Origin of the sequence: Escherichia sp. MR, from assembly GCF_005280595.1 — a bacterium.
GTDB lineage: Bacteria > Pseudomonadota > Gammaproteobacteria > Enterobacterales > Enterobacteriaceae > Escherichia > Escherichia ruysiae.
The window spans coordinates 86192-105478 of sequence record NZ_SZVK01000004.1 but is presented as its reverse complement, the minus strand read 5'-3'; the positions used below and the strand labels follow the sequence as shown (position 1 = coordinate 105478).

Annotated in this window: 11 protein-coding genes; 5 read left to right on the top strand and 6 right to left on the bottom strand. The window is 50.3% G+C overall.

What is annotated here, in order from left to right; genetic code table 11:
- Window positions 1-78: 78 nt before the first annotated feature.
- Window positions 79-6528: a DUF823 domain-containing adhesin gene (locus FC814_RS03260; RefSeq protein ID WP_137325507.1), complete on the top strand. Its 6450-nt coding sequence runs from the start codon at window positions 79-81 to the stop codon at window positions 6526-6528.
- A 68-nt stretch (window positions 6529-6596) separates the two neighbouring features.
- Here FC814_RS03260 and xseA read toward each other — a convergent pair whose 3' ends face one another.
- Entirely contained in the window at window positions 6597-7973 is a 1377-nt protein-coding gene (gene xseA, locus FC814_RS03255) for an exodeoxyribonuclease VII large subunit (protein WP_137325506.1), read from the bottom strand.
- A 161-nt stretch (window positions 7974-8134) separates the two neighbouring features.
- Between xseA and guaB the strand changes: the two genes are divergently transcribed.
- Window positions 8135-9601, top strand: coding sequence for an IMP dehydrogenase (gene guaB, locus FC814_RS03250; RefSeq protein ID WP_001299507.1), 1467 nt, complete (start codon window positions 8135-8137; stop codon window positions 9599-9601).
- Window positions 9602-9669: 68 nt separating this feature from the next.
- Complete coding sequence (gene guaA / locus FC814_RS03245; RefSeq protein WP_000138265.1) at window positions 9670-11247, top strand: glutamine-hydrolyzing GMP synthase; 1578 nt, start codon at window positions 9670-9672, stop codon at window positions 11245-11247.
- 92 nt (window positions 11248-11339) lie between these two features.
- Here guaA and FC814_RS03240 read toward each other — a convergent pair whose 3' ends face one another.
- The 3 genes from FC814_RS03240 to FC814_RS03230 form a co-directional block, all read right to left on the bottom strand.
- Window positions 11340-11879 (bottom strand): DUF5384 family protein, encoded by a 540-nt coding sequence (locus FC814_RS03240; protein ID WP_137325505.1) that lies wholly within the window; start codon window positions 11877-11879, stop codon window positions 11340-11342.
- Between the two features lie 15 nt (window positions 11880-11894).
- The gene (locus FC814_RS03235) at window positions 11895-12413 is read right to left on the bottom strand and encodes a glycine zipper 2TM domain-containing protein (protein ID WP_010344568.1); all 519 of its coding nucleotides are present in this window, start codon (window positions 12411-12413) and stop codon (window positions 11895-11897) included.
- A gap of 309 nt (window positions 12414-12722) precedes the next feature.
- A complete protein-coding gene (locus tag FC814_RS03230; RefSeq protein ID WP_000075999.1) occupies window positions 12723-12914 on the bottom strand; it encodes a YfgG family protein in 192 nt (63 codons plus the stop codon).
- Window positions 12915-12931: 17 nt separating this feature from the next.
- Here FC814_RS03230 and FC814_RS22795 point away from each other — a divergent pair, with 17 nt between their 5' ends.
- Together FC814_RS22795 and FC814_RS03225 are read left to right on the top strand one after the other, a co-directional pair.
- Window positions 12932-13084 (top strand): hypothetical protein, encoded by a 153-nt coding sequence (locus FC814_RS22795; RefSeq protein WP_170967942.1) that lies wholly within the window; start codon window positions 12932-12934, stop codon window positions 13082-13084.
- 181 nt (window positions 13085-13265) lie between these two features.
- Complete coding sequence (locus tag FC814_RS03225) at window positions 13266-15509, top strand: sensor domain-containing phosphodiesterase (RefSeq protein WP_085461011.1); 2244 nt, start codon at window positions 13266-13268, stop codon at window positions 15507-15509.
- A 44-nt stretch (window positions 15510-15553) separates the two neighbouring features.
- Here FC814_RS03225 and ppx read toward each other — a convergent pair whose 3' ends face one another.
- Together ppx and ppk1 are read right to left on the bottom strand one after the other, a co-directional pair.
- Entirely contained in the window at window positions 15554-17095 is a 1542-nt protein-coding gene (gene ppx / locus FC814_RS03220; protein ID WP_001121374.1) for an exopolyphosphatase, read from the bottom strand.
- A 4-nt stretch (window positions 17096-17099) separates the two neighbouring features.
- The gene (gene ppk1, locus FC814_RS03215) at window positions 17100-19166 is read right to left on the bottom strand and encodes a polyphosphate kinase 1 (RefSeq protein WP_010344570.1); all 2067 of its coding nucleotides are present in this window, start codon (window positions 19164-19166) and stop codon (window positions 17100-17102) included.
- Window positions 19167-19287: the final 121 nt, after the last annotated feature.

Below are 19287 nucleotides of genomic sequence, written 5' to 3'. Positions count from 1 at the left end.
TTCCGCACACTTTGCTTAGCCAACGTTAAGCAAAGTGGGTTGAGGTAAGAAAGTAACGTTAACGGGCAGGTTTCACTCATGGACGGGAAATTGAAACGCGTAAAAATGGTGATGGCATGTTTAATGCTTACTCTGGCTACGCCAGCAGTAGCGGCATTGAAAGGGAGCCAGTGGCAACATACCGCCGTTTCAACGGATGCCATAAATGGCACCCCTCCCATAGCAGACAGCGCCAGTGTGCCCGTTTATCAGGGCAGTATCCAGCTTGATCCCGCCAAAGAGCATAATGTCGCCAGTACGGCCATGCCGGGGAACTTCAGCGTGGATGCCAGCGCAACCAGTATGATTTTAATTAACCCGGGCGATACCGAAGGTGACATGTTCAGCACTCCGCCGCTGCTGCGCTGGCAAAACCAAACGCTACCTGACGTTTCGCTGGTATGGGCGGAGGCTGCCACGTCTGATGTGCCGCTCGACCCGCAGCCTCGCGCCGATCGCTCCTTCTGCGCGCAAAACCTGGCGGGGCATAAGCTGGTAGTCATTCCACAGTTTGACTCTAAAGAAACGCTTCCGACGCTGAATCTTTTTACCCTGACCGGCGTGCCAAATCAGGGTTCGGTGTTGTTGAACGAAAAGCAGGTGACGCTCAATATTGCCGCAGCCCAGGGTGATTTAGTGAGTGCAAGCGTCAGTGGTTATGACGATACGCTAAAGGCAGCAAAAACCACCGTCGGCAGTACGATAACCTTAACGGTGACCACCAAAAACTGCGAGGGTAACCCAACAGGAAATCTTCCCTTTGTTATCAAACGGAAAGACGCAAGGAATCGCCAGGATGTTGTCAATAACACCGGCCCGGTGAGCATCGATAGCACGGAACTTACCACGACCACAACAGAGTATCACGGCACAACCGATGCCAACGGCACCGCGACCGTCACCGTCACGCAGCCTGCCGGACCAGGCGTAAAAACTCCGCTGGTTGTCAGTCTGCCAGGCATTACACAAACCAGCGAAACGGCAGTGATTTTTACCGTTCTGACCAGCCCGGACGTTGCGGTCGCCAGTATGTGGGGTCACATGCCGGATACGCTGAAAGCGCAGCAGTACACCTTCAGCCGACCAAAACTGGCGGCGGAAGTCAGCAATGAGGATGGCACCGCAGACGATCACAATGAAACCTGGTCCACGTTTGTCTGGAGTGGGGCTGATAACCACTGTGACATTTTGCCGGGTATGCGTCAGTTCGGCGCGTTGGCAACGGTCATTCCCACCTCGATTCAGGAAGTGGCGGGATGGCCAATGCAGGGAAACTATTACTGGTCTTCGCTGGCGGGGGCAAGTGGAATGCACCACGCGGCTGACGTTTCTAACCGTAGCGAGGCGCAAAAACCAGATGCGACGAAATTCCTGGTCAGTTGTGTCGATAAAGAAGCTCCGGACGTCGAACCGAAAATTGTTCTCACGCCCGCGAGTTTTAATGATACGGCGCAGGCGATGAAAGCGAAGGTTGGGGAAGACGCCATCATGCGTCTGACTATTACTGACAACAAAAATAACGATCAGCCGTTAGCGTATTACTATTTCTCTTTGCATCTGGACGACGGCGTTAACCGTAAAAATCAATCCAATCCCACCTGGGAGACGCACCCGGTTCAAATCAGTGGTGGCACCAACCTACAACAGGTAGATGCGCATAATTACGAAGGGATTACTGACGCTAATGGCCAGGCCACACTGACGTTAAGTCAGCCAGACGGCGTTGGTGTGAAAACACACATCACGGCGGCGATGCGTAGTAACTATAACGCATCGGATGCCAAAGACGTCATCTTCACCGTGGTCACCAGCCCGGACAGCGAATATGCCCGCATGTGGGGCCATATGGGCAGTGGGATTATGGCGGAGGGGAATCTCTATAAACGGCCACGCCTGGCGGATGAAACGACGCATGAAGTAGGGGTGATGCGTGAAAATAATGAAGACTGGGCGTTGTTTGACCAGAATACCAGTATGCAGGCGGAATGCGGTGTGGGGCATATTCCCTCGCAAAGTTCTCTGGAGATTTTATTTGCGGGTCATCAGGGAAATACGATAGGCACTGAACATGGCTGGCCGACGGCAAACTATGATTATCTTACCGCCGCCCAGCAAGCCGAATTGCATTCGTCTGTAGACCTGGGAACGGGGGGAGTGGATACCTATTCCGGTTTTAAACCCAACTATCTCTCCTGTTCTGCCAACGAACTGATTGCGCGGGTGGTGGTGGAAACCGATAAAGATGTTTCACCCACCTCTAAACAGGCAAGAGCAAAAGTCGGCGAAAAAATCACCATGACGGTGCGTACAGTCAATGGTCAAAATAATGCGCCCATCCCTTATGCTGACTTTACTATCACGAAAGATATCAGCCTTGATAGAGAAGGAAAGGCAACCGACTATAGCGATCCCAGCAATGGTGCGATAACCCTGAACGGCACGCAATATGGCACCTCACAGCCTTCGATGGTCTACTCTGGCACCACGGACGCGCAGGGCATGGCGACCGTCGTTATCGAGCAGCCGCAGGGGGTAGGTTTAAGAACCAAACTTATCGTCACACCGACCAATTCCGTGCTGCCGAACACAATCAACTACTACGTGATCTTTACCGTTCCCACCAGCCCGGATGTGACCGGTGCGAAAATGTGGGGTCACATGGATAACACCATCACCGTTGGGTCGCTAACCTTTGAACGCCCAAAACTGATTAATGAAGTCAGTGGTGAAACCAGTCAACTGGCTGAAAATAACGAAACCTGGGTACGCGTGGCGCAGGCGGATATTGAAAATACGGCGGCGGGCGGTTGCGGAGTCAATAAAGTGCCGCGCAAAGAACAGCTAAATATGCTTTATGCCGCCAACGACAATAATACTATCCAGACGGTTCACGGTTGGCCAACCCAGCGTGAAGAGTACTGGAGCAGCACACCTGTCGATAAAGTGCCGCATCTGGCGGCGGTCTGGTTGAATAACGGCAGTATAGAGAGTGCGAATACCACGCCAACGTATATGACGTGTTTAGCTACCGCTAATCCGCCTGCAAGTATCATCATGCTTGAAGTTGTGAACCAGGCGCAGTGGAACAGTTCGCTTAACGCAGCGAAGCTGAAAAAGGGCGAGACGTTGCAGGTGAAAGTGACGGTAAAAGATGCTGCCGGTAACCCGATGGCAGATATGCCGTTTACCCTGAAACGCGGTGATGGCTATACCCGCCCAGGTGAGCGTCATACGGCAGGCAGCAGCGATGGGGTTGTCTCATCGGTGGTGGTTGATGCTGGTCTGCCAGATGAAATGGCGCTCAATGATACCGCTACGGCGTATGCCGCCCTGACAGGTAGCGATGGCAGTAAAATACTCAACATTACGCGCCCGGATACCTATGGCACGAAAACGGCACTCACCGCTGCGCTCTATTCCGATCCAACAAAAAATGCATCGATGGATACCATTTTCACCGTCGTCACCAGCCCGGATAGTGCAAAAGCAAAAATGTGGGGGCACATGCCGGAAACGCTAACGGCAGGTGGTCTGACGTTTAAGCGCCCGATCCTGTTTTCAGAGTTGACCGGTAGCCCCGGCAATAAACGCAAGGGGCCGGAAGAAGATAACGAAATCTGGGCGCTGTTTACAGAAGCGCAGGCAGCGAAGAACAGTAATGGCGGCTGTGGTACGGATTATGTCCCCTCCATGAACTCGCTGGTCGCGCTCTCTGGCGCCTGGCACGGGCACTCGGTTGACGGCTGGCCGATACTGAAATCCTATGACTCCAGTACGCCGGACCAGAACAGTATTGGCGATCGTAAATACAAAGGCGTGCAGCTTAACGGCGGCACCAGCAGTAGTCTGGCGGCAACGGACAACGGGTATTTGACCTGTCAGACAACGGCAAACCCGTCGGTTAGCACCATTGAGTTGAGGTCAGCCCAGGCGGCTAAATATGATGGTAACGATGCGGTAAAAGTCAGAACGGATTACAACAAAGTCGGGGATCAAATCACTATGGTAGTGACGACCCGAGATGCGCAGGGTAACCCGCTGGGCTATGTACCGTTTACGCTGAATCATGGTATCACACTGCCCCGTAACCCGAATTCGATTAGCATGGATAACCAGTCACGGTTGTTACATGTAGGGGACAGCTACAGTAACAGTAGCGACTACCTTGATGATGGCAATAAATATTACAGCGTGACTGGGGCTGATGGTTCGACGACATTTACGCTATATCAGCCCAATAATGGGAAGGGGACGCGTATTCCACTGACGGCGGAAATCGATGACGGTAGCGCAATAACGTCGAATACCCTGAGTGCTATTTTCACTGCCATCACCAGCCCGGATACGCCAAAAGCGAATTTCTGGGGGCATATGCCGGAAACCTTAACAGCACATAACGGCAAGGTATTTAAACGTCCATTGTTAAAAGTGGAGGCAGGTTCTTCAAACGGGCTTATTGTCAACAATGAGAACTGGCAGCGACTGACTATCGCTAATGCGCTGAGTGGTATGCAGGGAGGTTGTAAAGATAAACTGCCGTCTATTAACGATTTGCAATCGTTATATGAAGCGTATCCTTCGGGAACCATTGAAACGGCACAGGGCTGGCCGCTGGATAAGTCAACATTGCCAAGACCGTACTTCTGGTCGCGAAGCGTAGTCACTAGTCCAGGCACAGCGAAGATCAGTTATCAGTACATTAATCTCAAATCGGGAACGACTGGGCAGGCAGCTTCAGATGCTACAGATCTCAACTTCCAGACCTGCCTGGAGAGTGCGGAGTCGGTAGGCAAAATTACCCTGACCACGGCGGCGGAAAACTGGGATAGTTCGTTGCCGGCCGGAAAAGCGCATAAAGGCTCACCGCTGCCGCTGACGATTACGGTGACCCGACCAGATGGCTCTCCTGCGGCATTTGAGTCGGTGGGGATTTTGCGTGCCGCCAGTTACAATCGTGCGGGCACATCGCTCAGCGAAACGGTAACGACGGATGATTTGGTGGCCGATACGTTCAACCCAGCACAAACCATACAAAGCGCCAGCATGAATGGTCGGAGTAATACCAGTTATCTGGTTATTCAGACCGATGCTCAGGGTAAAGCGACGCTGAATCTTCACCAGGATAGCTCGACCGGTCTTAGAACACCGATAACCGCATCAGCACTTGGCAGTAGCCCTATGCTAACCGACTCGCTGGACGCAATTTTCACGGTTCTCACCAGCCCGGACGTTAGCGTAGCCAACATGTGGGGGCATATGGCGGAAATGGTGACGGCGGCAGATGGCACCGTTTTTGTGCGGCCTAAAATAAAGGCTGAGTTAACGAACACCTCAGGCGTTCACGTTAAGGATTTAAATAGTGAAAGTTGGCTTGTGCCTACTGTTCAGGAAAGGGAACGTAGCGGCACGGCGGCGTGTGAGGCCGCGCGCTGGCCGACCAACGAGCAACTTATATCGCTGTATCACCGTCATCCCAATGGAACATTGGTGGCTGATACCGGCTGGCCGGTGGAGTCATCGGGATATGCCTGGTGGGCAGTGGACTCGACGTGTGATACCAGCGGAGCCAACAGATGCGCGACTGTCGATTTGTATAATGGCCAGGCTGAGGCGGCGAGCAGAAGCCGTGCATTGCAGGCCTGCTTGCTGAACCCTAACGTTTCGGTGTCTACCGTAACGCTCACCTCAACGGTATTTGACGCTACCACTCAGGCTGCGAAGGTGAAGAAAGGGGAATCTATGCCGGTGACAGTCACAGTGAAAGACAGCGCCGGGAAACCGGTGCCGAACGTGGCCTTTACACTGACGCGCGGTGATGCCGTGCCACGCAACCCAGGGGCGACTTTGTATGGCGACGTGGCGGCGATGGATGACCTGCGCGTTCAGCCGTCCACTGGCGCGATGGTCACGTTATCCGATAGCGGTAATACACTTCAGGGAACCACCGGTTCTGACGGTACGGCGACGTTTATGATTAAACAGGATAATACGCCTGGATATAAAACGCCGCTGACGGTGACGCTGACCGATAACACCAGCATCACCGCGACGATGGATGCCATTTTCACAGTAGTGACCAGCCCGAACGTGGCAAGTGCCTACTTCTGGGGGAATATGAGCGACACCGAGACGGTAAGCGGCAAAACATTGCACCGTCCGTTGCTGAAGTCAGAACTGTCGTCGAATGCTGTCGCAGCGGTAACGCCGGTCGTCAATAATGAAATCTGGGCGCTGGCGCATACGGTTGACAGCAGTAAATGGGATCTGGCGAAACAGTGCGGCAGACTGGGGAATGCACCGGAATACAGCGAACTGCAAACGCTGCATTCCAGCTTTAGCGCGTTGGGATGGCCGTCATCGCCCAGCTTCCCGTATTTATCGCAAAGCCGCTCTGGCAGCCTCTATTGCGGTATCATTGAACCTGCGGGCTCATTGGACTGTGCAATCTCCCCGGCGACGACATCAGGGTTTGCCACCTGCTTCCAGTAACACTTACGCCGCATCCGGCATGAGCGAGAGCCTGTGCCGGATGCGATGCTTGGCGCATCTTATCCGGCCTACGGATTAGCCGCTTTCTTACGCGGTTTACGCGTTTTTGTTACAGCACTGACTTCGCTAATCACCACGCCATCACCTAACCGCGTGGTCAACGTATCGCCCGTTTTCACCTGCTTAACCTGCTTTAGCACTGTTCCATCGGCGGTGCTGGTGACGCTATAGCCACGCGCCAGCGTGGATAGTGGACTCACGGCTTCCAGATGTGTCACTGCATTACCAAAGCGTTCACGCGTGGCACTAAGCTGTGCTCGCAGAGTTTCTGCCAGGCGATATTCCAGTTGTTGAATGCGAGTCTGCGCGCGATGAATGCGTGGTTGAGGATTTTGCTGATTCAGACGCTGTTCAAGCCGTTGCTGTTGCTGCACGACTCGTTTGAGTTGATTTTCCAGTGCATAGCTCATCCGCTTTTGCAGCCGCTCCAGCATGGTTTGCTGGCGCGCCAGACGTAACTGCGGATGTTGCTGCTGTAAACGATGGTGGATCTGCGTAAAGCGCCTGGTACGGTTGGCGAGATAATAATCCATCGCCATTTCCAGCCGCTGGCGGGAAGATTGCACCTGGCGCAGTAACTCCTGCTGATTGCGGCTCACCACTTCGGCGGCGGCAGAGGGGGTTGGTGCGCGTAGGTCGGCAACAAAGTCGGCGATAGTCACATCGGTTTCATGACCGACGGCGCTGACAATCGGAATACGGCTGGCAAAAATCGCCCTCGCCACGCGCTCGTCGTTAAAACTCCACAAATCTTCCAGCGAACCGCCGCCGCGACCGACGATCAAGACGTCGCATTCGTTGCGCAGGTTCGCCAGTTCAATTGCGCGAACGATTTGCCCCGGCGCATCATCGCCCTGTACGGCGGTAGGGTAAATAATCACCGGCAGAGAAGGATCTCGACGTTTTAACACATGCAAAATATCGTGCAGCGCCGCGCCGGTTTTGGATGTAATCACACCGACACAGTGCGCGGGGGAGGGGAGAGGTTTTTTTAGTTGCTGATCGAACAAACCTTCAGCCTGCAACTTCGCTTTTAGCTGTTCGTATTTCTGTTGCAACAAGCCTTCACCGGCTGGCTGCATACTCTCGACGATAATCTGATAATCACCGCGCGGCTCATACAGCGTAATGTTGGCGCGAACCAGAACCTGTTGCCCGTGCTGTGGGCGAAAGGTAACCCGGCGGTTGCTGTTGCGGAACATCGCGCAGCGAACCTGGGCGGTATCGTCTTTGAGCGTAAAGTACCAGTGACCGGAGGCCGGTTGTGTGAAGTTCGAGATTTCACCGCTGATCCACACCTGTCCCATCTCCTGCTCAAGCAGCAGACGAACCGTTTGATTCAGGCGGCTAACGGTAAAAATTGCAGGGGATTGAGACGGTAACATGTGAGCGAGATCAAATTCTAAATCAGCAAGTTATTCAATCGATAGTAACCCGCCTTCTGGGGATAGCAAGCATTATTTGCAAAAAGGGGTAGATGCAATCGGTTACGCTCTGTATAATGCCACGGCAATATTTATTAACCACTCTGGTCGAGATATTGCCCATGCTACGTATCGCTAAAGAAGCTCTCACATTTGACGACGTTCTCCTCGTTCCTGCTCATTCTACCGTTCTGCCGAATACTGCTGACCTCAGCACCCAGCTGACGAAAACTATTCGTCTGAATATCCCTATGCTCTCCGCAGCAATGGATACCGTAACGGAAGCGCGCCTGGCTATTGCTCTGGCTCAGGAAGGCGGTATCGGCTTTATCCACAAAAACATGTCTATTGAACGCCAGGCTGAAGAAGTTCGCCGTGTGAAAAAACACGAATCTGGCGTGGTGACTGACCCACAGACGGTTCTTCCAACCACGACGCTGCGCGAAGTGAAAGAACTGACTGAACGTAATGGCTTTGCGGGCTACCCGGTCGTTACTGAAGAAAACGAACTGGTCGGCATCATCACCGGTCGTGACGTGCGTTTTGTGACCGATCTGAACCAACCGGTTAGCGTTTACATGACGCCGAAAGAGCGTCTGGTGACCGTGCGTGAAGGTGAAGCCCGCGAAGTTGTGCTGGCAAAAATGCACGAAAAACGCGTTGAGAAGGCGCTGGTGGTTGATGATGAATTCCACCTGATCGGCATGATCACCGTGAAAGACTTCCAGAAAGCGGAACGTAAACCGAACGCGTGTAAAGATGAACAAGGTCGTCTGCGTGTTGGCGCAGCGGTTGGCGCGGGTGCTGGAAACGAAGAGCGTGTTGATGCGCTGGTTGCCGCAGGCGTTGACGTTCTGCTGATCGACTCCTCTCACGGCCATTCTGAAGGCGTTCTGCAGCGTATCCGTGAAACCCGTGCTAAATATCCGGATCTGCAAATCATCGGCGGCAACGTGGCAACGGCTGCTGGTGCTCGCGCGCTGGCAGAAGCAGGTTGCAGCGCGGTTAAAGTCGGTATCGGTCCTGGCTCTATTTGTACGACTCGTATCGTTACTGGTGTAGGTGTTCCGCAGATCACTGCCGTTGCTGATGCAGTAGAAGCCCTGGAAGGCACCGGTATTCCGGTTATCGCTGATGGTGGTATTCGTTTCTCTGGCGATATTGCGAAAGCTATCGCTGCTGGTGCAAGCGCGGTGATGGTAGGTTCTATGCTGGCAGGTACTGAAGAATCTCCGGGTGAAATCGAACTCTACCAGGGGCGTTCTTACAAATCTTACCGTGGGATGGGCTCTCTGGGCGCAATGTCCAAAGGTTCTTCTGACCGTTACTTCCAGAGCGACAATGCCGCTGACAAACTGGTGCCGGAAGGTATCGAAGGTCGCGTTGCGTACAAAGGCCGCCTGAAAGAGATCATCCACCAGCAGATGGGCGGCCTGCGCTCCTGTATGGGGCTGACCGGCTGTGGTACTATCGACGAACTGCGTACTAAAGCGGAGTTTGTACGTATCAGCGGTGCGGGCATTCAGGAAAGCCACGTTCACGACGTGACCATCACCAAAGAGTCCCCGAACTACCGTCTGGGCTCCTGATTCTCTTCGCCCGACTTCATGTCGGGCGATTTATATTATCTGTTTCACTTGCCTCGGAATAAGCGTCAATGACGGAAAACATTCATAAGCATCGCATCCTCATTCTGGACTTCGGTTCTCAGTACACTCAACTGGTTGCGCGCCGCGTGCGTGAACTGGGTGTTTACTGCGAACTGTGGGCGTGGGATGTGACAGAAGCACAAATTCGTGACTTCAATCCAAGCGGCATTATTCTTTCCGGCGGCCCGGAAAGTACCACCGAAGAAAACAGCCCGCGTGCGCCGCAGTATGTCTTTGAAGCAGGCGTACCGGTATTTGGCGTTTGCTATGGTATGCAGACTATGGCGATGCAGTTAGGTGGTCATGTTGAAGCCTCTAACGAACGTGAATTTGGTTATGCGCAGGTTGAAGTACAAACTGATAGCGCGCTGATTCATGGTATCGAAGATGCATTAAGCGCAGATGGCAAACCGCTGCTTGACGTGTGGATGAGCCACGGTGATAAGGTAACTGCGATTCCTCAAGATTTCGTCACCGTAGCCAGCACCGAAAGCTGCCCGTTTGCCATTATGGCTAACGAAGAAAAACGCTTCTATGGTGTGCAGTTCCACCCGGAAGTGACTCACACCCGTCAGGGTATGCGTATGCTGGAGCGTTTTGTGCGTGATATCTGCCAGTGTGAAGCCCTGTGGACACCGGCGAAAATTATCGACGACGCGGTAGCCCGCATCCGCGAGCAGGTGGGTGACGATAAAGTGATCCTTGGCCTCTCTGGTGGCGTGGACTCTTCCGTTACTGCGATGCTGCTGCACCGTGCAATTGGTAAAAACCTGACCTGCGTATTTGTCGACAACGGCCTGCTGCGTCTCAACGAAGCAGAGCAGGTTCTGGATATGTTTGGCGATCGCTTCGGCCTGAACATTGTTCACGTTCCGGCAGAAGATCGCTTCCTGTCAGCACTGGCTGGCGAAAACGATCCGGAAGCAAAACGTAAAATCATCGGTCGTGTCTTTGTTGAAGTATTCGATGAAGAAGCCCTGAAACTGGAAGATGTGAAGTGGCTGGCGCAGGGAACTATCTATCCTGACGTTATTGAATCTGCCGCGTCTGCAACCGGTAAAGCGCACGTTATCAAATCTCACCACAACGTTGGCGGCCTGCCGAAAGAGATGAAGATGGGCCTGGTTGAACCGCTGAAAGAGCTGTTCAAAGACGAAGTGCGTAAGATTGGTCTGGAGCTGGGCCTGCCGTACGACATGCTGTACCGTCATCCGTTCCCGGGGCCGGGTCTCGGCGTTCGTGTTCTGGGCGAAGTGAAGAAAGAGTACTGCGACCTGCTGCGCCGTGCGGATGCCATCTTCATTGAAGAGCTGCGTAAAGCGGATCTGTACGACAAAGTCAGCCAGGCGTTCACTGTCTTCCTGCCAGTTCGTTCCGTTGGCGTAATGGGCGATGGTCGTAAGTATGATTGGGTTGTTTCTCTGCGTGCTGTCGAAACTATCGACTTTATGACCGCACACTGGGCGCACCTGCCGTACGATTTCCTCGGTCGTGTTTCCAATCGCATTATCAATGAAGTGAACGGTATTTCCCGCGTGGTGTATGACATCAGCGGCAAGCCGCCTGCGACTATTGAGTGGGAATGATTTGACCCTGCACTATGAATGAACAAAACCCTCTGTTACTACAGAGGGTTTTTTATCCTCAAGAATTATAGGCTTGAAGTTACTAACATCGATTAATTAAACCAACTGTCCGATTTATTCTCTTCTGCTTTACCTACGCTCTTCATTAAATCGCGACCGCCTTCAGTCATATTCCTGTTAGCATCAGCTTCTGACTGCACAACATCGGTTTGCGCGGCTTTGTGCTTCAGTTCCTGATCGATAAATTCGTTTTCTCGCTTAACGCGGGCTTCTTCTTTCGCCAGCGCCATTTTTTGTTTCTGAATCTCTAAGCTGCGCAGCTCATCCTCATAACTTTGATCGCGCTTTTTGTCCGCAGTGGCTTCGGCGTCCAGTTTATCCTGACGAGCTTTCTTATTTGCCGCTGCCGTTGCCGCTCTTTTGTTAGCGGCGGCCTGGGCATTTGCACGCCGTTGCTTCTCTTGCTGGATTTCCCTGTTGCGCTCCGCTACCCATTCGTCATGCTGCCTTTGCTCTTCATTTTTACCTTGCTGTTCCGCTTCTGCGACAGCAGAGAGTTGATCCTGTAATGAAGAGGCGAAAGTTGAACTACTTAAGGCGGCTAAGATGGCGCAAAGTAAAACCTTCTTCATGAATCCTCCTGATTATTAGCTTTTTTCAGGACATTTTGTATTTGGCTGAATACGCGTTTCGTTATACGTAGTGGTAATAACAACGGCTAAACCCGTCGTGAACTGGCACTCTTTACCCACCTGGGTGGAGGTATACACTTTGGTGCCTTCTTTGTATGTTAAAGAAACACCTTCCACTAAGGTTTTATCATTCACCATAGAACCTGCCGCCGCACCTACGGCTCCGCCGCCAACTGCACCTGCCGTCGTTCCAGAGTTACTGCCGGAGCCGACGTTATGGCCAATAACGCCGCCAGCGACTGCGCCAATAAGTGCGCCGAAGGCTTGTGCATTCCGTTTATTTTGTGAGTTGTCTACGGCAACTTTGGCAGGAAGAATAGAAATAATATTAACAGTTTTGGTTTCTTGTTTTGTATTCAGTTGATCGGTTTGATAAACATCGGCGGCATGATCGTCAGCGTTTGACTGGCATCCAGCCAGGGTGAATGACGCTAAAATTGCCACAGGCAGAAGACATTTTTTAAATTTCATCACTATTCCTTGTTATACACATTACGAAAAATAAGATATTTAAGATCATCAAAAGAGCAAAGTAAATGTATTGCGTATAAAGTAATAGATTAAATTTATGAAAATTCATGCGAGAAATAAATTATTAAATAAATATAATTTAAATATATGTATTAATTTAGAGCTTATGCCTTCTAAGGCAGGATCTACGTCAGTCGGGACAATGGGTGAAATTTAAGGTGAAAGAATGCCTGCCGCTTTGTTAACTACAAAGAGCAAAAACATCGGGCAGCAATGCGCCGTCTTGTTAAGTTAAAATGGAGAAGGTAACCGCTAACGTTGTACCGGGGATTCGATAGAGAGAGTGGATTGCTGCGCTTCTTTTTTGCTCTGATGATGCTGCCAGGCACCCACGGACGAGTAGATAAAGCGACCAAAGAAGAAGATAAAGCTGATGAGCAGTACGATACGGGTCATGCGACTGTTAAATCGGTGTCGTTTTCGCATACTGGTTGCCTGACTCACAAAAGGTTCCTTGAAGTATGTCCCACACTGTGGACGGTACTTACATTAAGGCACACCTGGGCAAAATGGTCAATTCTCTATTATGTAAAAAAGCGTCAGCGGATACATATTCTAATGTTATGGAAATTGATTTAATTATTTACAACAATGATGTAATAATGATGGCTTAACATGATAAACGTAATAATTCATTAATCATGGTTATTTTGTTTGATATATATCAATTGGAACTTTCATATGACACTTAGAATCGATACTCTCTATAGTGATGAATAATCATCCGTCGAATTCAGGTGGGATGCCTGTCTGAATACACCCCTTTCAGGATGTGGGGAATTCTGTTGAGCATCTATGAAACTGAATGCAACTTATATAAAAATACGTGATAAATGGTGGGGGCTTCCGCTGATCCTGCCTTCTTTAATCTTGCCCATTTTCGCACAAATAAATACTTTTGCGCATATTTCCTCCGGTGAAGTCTTTCTCTTTTATCTGCCCTTGGCTCTGATGATCAGCATGATGATGTTTTTTAGCTGGGCTGCATTACCGGGTATAGCATTAGGCATTTTTGTTCGTAAGTATGCGGAGCTTGGCCTTTATGAAACGCTTTCCTTAACAGCTAATTTTATTATCATTATTATTATTTGTTGGGGCGGTTACAGGGTCTTTTCTCCCCGGCGTAACAACGTTTCACATGGTGATATCCGCTTAATTTCCCAGCGAATTTTCTGGCAGATTGTTTTTCCTGCAACGTTGTTTCTGGTACTTTTCCAGTTTGCGGCATTTGTAGGGTTACTGGCGAGCAGAGATAATCTGGTAGGGGTTATGCCCTTTAACCTCGGGACATTAATCAATTACCAGGCCTTGCTGGTAGGTAATCTTATCGGCGTCCCACTGTGCTACTTCATCATTCGGGTGGTGCGGAATCCGTTTTATTTACGTAGCTATTATTCGCAATTAAAACAGCAGGTTGACAAAAAGGTTACCAAAAAAGAATTTGCGATCTGGTTGCTTGCATTGGGTGCGTTGTTGTTGTTGCTATGTATGCCATTAAATGAAAAAAGCACAATTTTTAGCACCAACTATACGTTATCGTTATTGCTACCGCTGATGATGTGGGGAGCAATGCGCTATGGCTATAAGTTTATATCACTGCTCTGGGCGGTAGTGCTGATGATCAGCATTCACAGCTATCAGAATTACATTCCCCTTTATCCTGGATATACCACGCAACTGACCATAACTTCCTCCAGTTATCTGGTATTTTCTTTTATTGTGAATTATATGGCTGTTCTGGCAACCCGTCAGCGAGCGGTGGTCAGACGCATTCAACGGCTTGCATATGTGGATCCGGTTGTTCATCTGCCAAACATTCGTGCCCTGAATCGCGCATTGCGTGATGCTCCCTGGTCCGCGCTATGTTATTTACGCATCCCCGGCATGGAAATGCTGGTAAAGAACTATGGCATCATGCTACGCATTCAATATAAACAAAAACTTTCACACTGGCTGACACCGTTGCTGGAACCGGGCGAAGCTGTTTATCAGCTTTCCGGTAACGACCTTGCGTTGCGACTGAATACAGAATCATACCAGGAGCGCATTACCACGCTGGATAATCATCTGAAGCAGTTTCGTTTCTTTTGGGATGGAATGCCGTTACAGCCTCAGATTGGCGTCAGTTATTGCTATGTCCGCTCACCGGTTAATCATATATATCTGCTGCTGGGAGAGCTAAATACGGTTGCCGAACTTTCTATCGTGACCAATACTCCGGAAAATATGCAGCGTCGCGGGGCAATGTATTTACAACGTGAATTGAAAGACAAGGTGGCGATGATGAATCGGCTACAACAGGCGCTTGAGCATAACGATTTTTGCCTGATGGCTCAGCCGATTACAGGGGTGCGCGGTGATGTTTATCATGAAATTCTGCTGCGCATGAAAGGAGATAATGGCGAACTCATCAATCCTGACAATTTCTTACCGGTCGCGCATGAGTTTGGCTTATCGTCCAGTATCGACATGTGGGTTATCGAGCATACACTGCAATTTATGGCAGAAAATAGAGAAAAAATGCCAGCTCGTCGGTTTGCTATTAACCTGTCGCCAACTTCCGTTTGTCAGGCGAGTTTCCCTTTAGATATCAGTAAATTTTTAAGTAAATATCAAATAGAAGCGTGGCAGCTTATCTTTGAGGTAACCGAGAGTAATACCCTGACCAATGTTAAGCAGGCGCAGAATACGTTGCTGCATCTTCAGGAGTTAGGATGTCAAATTGCAATTGATGATTTCGGCACCGGCTACGCCAGTTATGCGCGGCTAAAAAATGTGAATGCCAATTTATTAAAAATTGATGGCAGCTTCATACGCAATATTGCCTCGAATAGTCTGGATTACCAGATAGTGGCGTCAATTTGTCATCTGGCGCGAATGAAGAAAATGCAAGTGGTTGCGGAATATGTTGAAAATGAAGAGATTCGCAAAGCGGTGCATTCTTTAGGTATTGATTATCTGCAAGGATTTTTGATTGGTGAACCTCAGCCGTTAGTGGCGATACTGGGTGAAAGAGAGCCAGTCCGGGAAAGCGCGTAATTTATTTGGGCCAACATAACATGTTGGCCCGTTTTCATTTCATATTAAGCCGCAATTTCAGGCGTGCTTTCTTCTTCAATTTTTAGTCGCCAGCCAGCCACGCCTTCCCAGTATTCTTGTTCCTTTTCCAGATCAAGCAATACCAGCGCGTTCTGGCTAAACCAGTCATGCGGAAAACGCAGGGTCCAGTGGCTGTCATCGGTAATCAGCGTCAATGTTGGCGGCGTGGTGGTAGCCTGACGTTGATTATTGAGTAATACGCCAAGGCGTAATAGCTGAATCAGTGGCAGGAACTGTTTCTTCTTAAACAAGGTAAAGCGCGGCAGATCGTCGAGCTTAATCGCTTTACGGTGATAGCGCACCAGTGTCGCCATCATCAACTGCTGTTCCTGATTAAAACCCGGCAAGTCGCTGTTTTGCAGAATATAAGCGGAGTGGCGATGCAAACCGCTATGGTTGATATTCAACCCGACCTCATGCAGCATGGCGGCCCATCGCAGTAGCGCCTCCAGTTGCGGATGCGCCAGCTTCGGTTGTTGTTCTCGCCACTGTCCGTACATTTGCATAGTGGTATCCAGCACCCGTCGTGCCTGTTCACTGTCGATATGATACTGGTTAGCCAGACTACTGGCGGTGCGGCTACGCACATCCTGATGGCGAAAACGTCCTTCCATCTCATACAGTACGCCTTCACGAAGCGCCCCGTCAGAAAGTCGCAGTTCACGGATGGCTAAGGCATCAAACACACCGCATAAAATCGCCAGTCCAGGAACGAAGACAGTTTTCCGCTCTTCGGAAAGACCCGGTAAACTCAGCGATGCGAAATTACGGTGCCGTAAAACCTCTTTTACCAGTTTTTCCAGACGTTCCGGGGTAATTATCCCGTCTTTCTCGCCCATTTCCATCAACACTTCATGAGCAGCTTTAATGGTGCCGGAAGCGCCCATTGCCACATTCCAGCCCTGGATACGGAATTGCCAGGTTAAGGTTTCAAGTTTTTGCGCTGCTGCCATGCGTGCGCGCTGAAAATTTTCTTTATTGATGACGCCGCCCTGGAAATAAAGCTGGGCAAAGCTGACACAACCCATCCGGCGACTTTCCACGAGAATAGGTTCGAAATTTTCACCAATCACCAGTTCTGTTGAGCCGCCACCAATATCAATAACCAGTTTGCGGCCTTTTTCCGGCTGGGTATGCTCCACGCCCATAAAAATCAGACGCGCTTCTTCGTTGCCGGAAATAATTTCAATTGGGTAGGGGATAACCTTTTCTGCTCGCTTCAGAAAGTCAGTGGCATTCAGCGCCTGACGTAGAGTATGGGTTCCGACAATACAGACGCTGGAAGGAGAAAAACCCTGCAGGCGTTCGGCAAACAGCGACAGGCAGTTTAAGCCACGCGTCATCGCTTCCTCACTCAACATATTATCTGGCCCCAGGCCGTCCGCCAGATGTACCCGTTGTTTCAGGCGACCAATAATCTGCATTGCGCCATCAACCACACGGGCAATGACCATGTGGAAACTGTTTGAACCAAGATCGACCGCAGCAAACTCCTGTGGGCGAGGGGATTTGTCGTGTATTGGCATAGGGTTATTCAGATTGTTCGAGTGATTTGATGTAGTCGTAGATCGCCAATTGCGCCCGTACTTTGCGGCGGTTACCACGGGGGACGTAGCGATTACTGAGTTCTTTATCGATATAACGCGCTTTGACCGTGTCGCTGAACAGAATTTCGATGATGTCCAGCACCCGCTGCTTCAGTCGGGGATCGAGTAGCGGTGTAGCCACTTCAATACGATAATCAATATTGCGTGTCATCCAGTCGGCGGAAGAAAGGTAAACTTTTTTATCGCCGCCGTTTTCAAAAATATAAACCCGATCATGTTCAAGGTAACGATCGACAATACTAATAGCACGAATATTGTCGCTAATACCTTCCAGATTGGGGATCAGCGAACACATTCCGCGTACCAGTAGATTCACCGGCACGCCGGAACTGGAGGCCGCATACAGTCGATCGACCAGACCTTTATCGACCAGGTTATTCAGTTTCAGGGTAATACCGCAAGGCAGCCCTTGTTGAGCGTTGGCTATCTCACGATCCACCATTTCATACAGCAAACGACGGGAGTTTTGCGGCGACACCATTAAATAATCGAAAGTCACCGGACGGTATGGATTTTCAATAAAGTTGAACACCCGCCGTACTTCGTTGGTGATGCGCGCATCGGCGGTCAGCAGTGAGTAGTCGGTATAAAGACGCGCGGTTTTTTCATTAAAGTTCCCGGTTCCGATATGCGCGTAACGCACGACTTCGCCGTTTTCTTTACGTGAAATCAGGAACAGTTTGGCGTGAATTTTCAGCCCCGGCGCAGAGAAAATTACGTGTACGCCCGCTTCAGTCAGCCGTTTTGCCCAGTGAATGTTGGCTTCTTCATCGAAACGCGCCTGTAACTCAACCACCACGGTGACTTTCTTACCGTTGTGAGCGGCGTGGATCATCGAGTCGATGATGCGCGAATCTTTCGCTACGCGGTAAATGTTAATTTTAATCGCCAGTACGCTTGGGTCGAACGAGGCCTGGCGTAGCAGTTCCAGCACATGTTCAAAAGTGTGATAAGGATAATAGAGCAGCACATCGTGTTCGCGAATGGCATCAAAACCGTTACGGAACTGGGCTTTATCAAACCAAATGTGGCGTAAACGTGGCAGTGGCTTATTCACCAGATTCGCTTTGCCGACATTGGGGAAATTAATAAAGTCTTTAAAATTATGATAACGACCACCGGGTACGATGGAGTCGTAGCGGGAAATCGTCAGTTTTTCGCGCAACACCTCAACCAGAGCACTGGGCATATCGCGCTGATAAACAAAACGCACCGGTTCTGCGGTTAAACGCTGCTTCAGACTGGAAGACATCAGCTCCATCAGGCTGGCTTCCATCTCGTGCACTAAATCGTATTCAGCATCGCGGGTCATCTTCATTGAATAGGCATTCAGCGCGTCATAATCAAAGAAGCCTTTGAAAATATCATCAAGGCAGTAACGCAGAATGTTATCCAGAAGAATCATAGGCTTGCGTCTGCGCGGTGCTTCCGGCGGCAAATTCACAAAGCGCGGCACTTTATCTGAGGGGATCTCCAGCAGCGCGTAACGAATAGTGTCGCCACGGATAATTTCTACCGCCAGATAGGTGTAGTCATCTTTCAGGAACTGCACTAAGTCAGTGTCAGGGTTGATTAGAATCGGCGTAATGTGCTGACGCAGATACTGCTTAAAATAATGACGCAGCCAGTTTTGTTGATTGACAGAGAGCTGGCGTTCATTAATCAGGAAAATCTGGTTGCGCGCCATCTCCAGCAACAGTTCGTTGTAGAGGCCGTCGAATTCCTGATCGGCTTTCAGCACGCGGGATTGAATTTTGCCCAGCAAATGGCGGGAATGAGAATTAGAACCTTGTTCTTCGCTAATAATGATGCGTCGCTTCAGTTCAGCGAAGCGGACTTTATAGAACTCATCAAGGTTATTGGAATAGATCCCCAGGAAACGCATCCTTTCAATCAGCGGGTTAGATTTGTCCGCCGCTTCCTGAAGCACGCGTTCATTGAACGATAACCAACTGAGCTCTTTTTCGATGTATAGCTTTTCCTGACCCATTACCACTTTTACTCCGTTTTATTCACGGGACACTGCCTGGATATTATGGCGAGCAATATTGGCAGATGTCCAACTATGCCAGAAAAGGGAGAAAAAAACTGCTGGAGCCTGCGATTTACAG

Bases quoted from the DNA above. Each gene is read 5' to 3' on its own strand.
- FC814_RS03240 (WP_137325505.1), bottom strand. From the start codon at position 11,879: ATGAAGAAGGTTTTACTTTGCGCCATCTTAGCCGCCTTAAGTAGTTCA.
- xseA (WP_137325506.1), bottom strand. From the start codon at position 7,973: ATGTTACCGTCTCAATCCCCTGCAATTTTTACCGTTAGCCGCCTGAAT.
- FC814_RS03225 (WP_085461011.1), top strand. From the start codon at position 13,266: ATGAAACTGAATGCAACTTATATAAAAATACGTGATAAATGGTGGGGG.
- ppk1 (WP_010344570.1), bottom strand. From the start codon at position 19,166: ATGGGTCAGGAAAAGCTATACATCGAAAAAGAGCTCAGTTGGTTATCG.
- FC814_RS03260 (WP_137325507.1), top strand. From the start codon at position 79: ATGGACGGGAAATTGAAACGCGTAAAAATGGTGATGGCATGTTTAATG.
- guaB (WP_001299507.1), top strand. From the start codon at position 8,135: ATGCTACGTATCGCTAAAGAAGCTCTCACATTTGACGACGTTCTCCTC.
- FC814_RS22795 (WP_170967942.1), top strand. From the start codon at position 12,932: ATGTCCCACACTGTGGACGGTACTTACATTAAGGCACACCTGGGCAAA.
- ppx (WP_001121374.1), bottom strand. From the start codon at position 17,095: ATGCCAATACACGACAAATCCCCTCGCCCACAGGAGTTTGCTGCGGTC.
- guaA (WP_000138265.1), top strand. From the start codon at position 9,670: ATGACGGAAAACATTCATAAGCATCGCATCCTCATTCTGGACTTCGGT.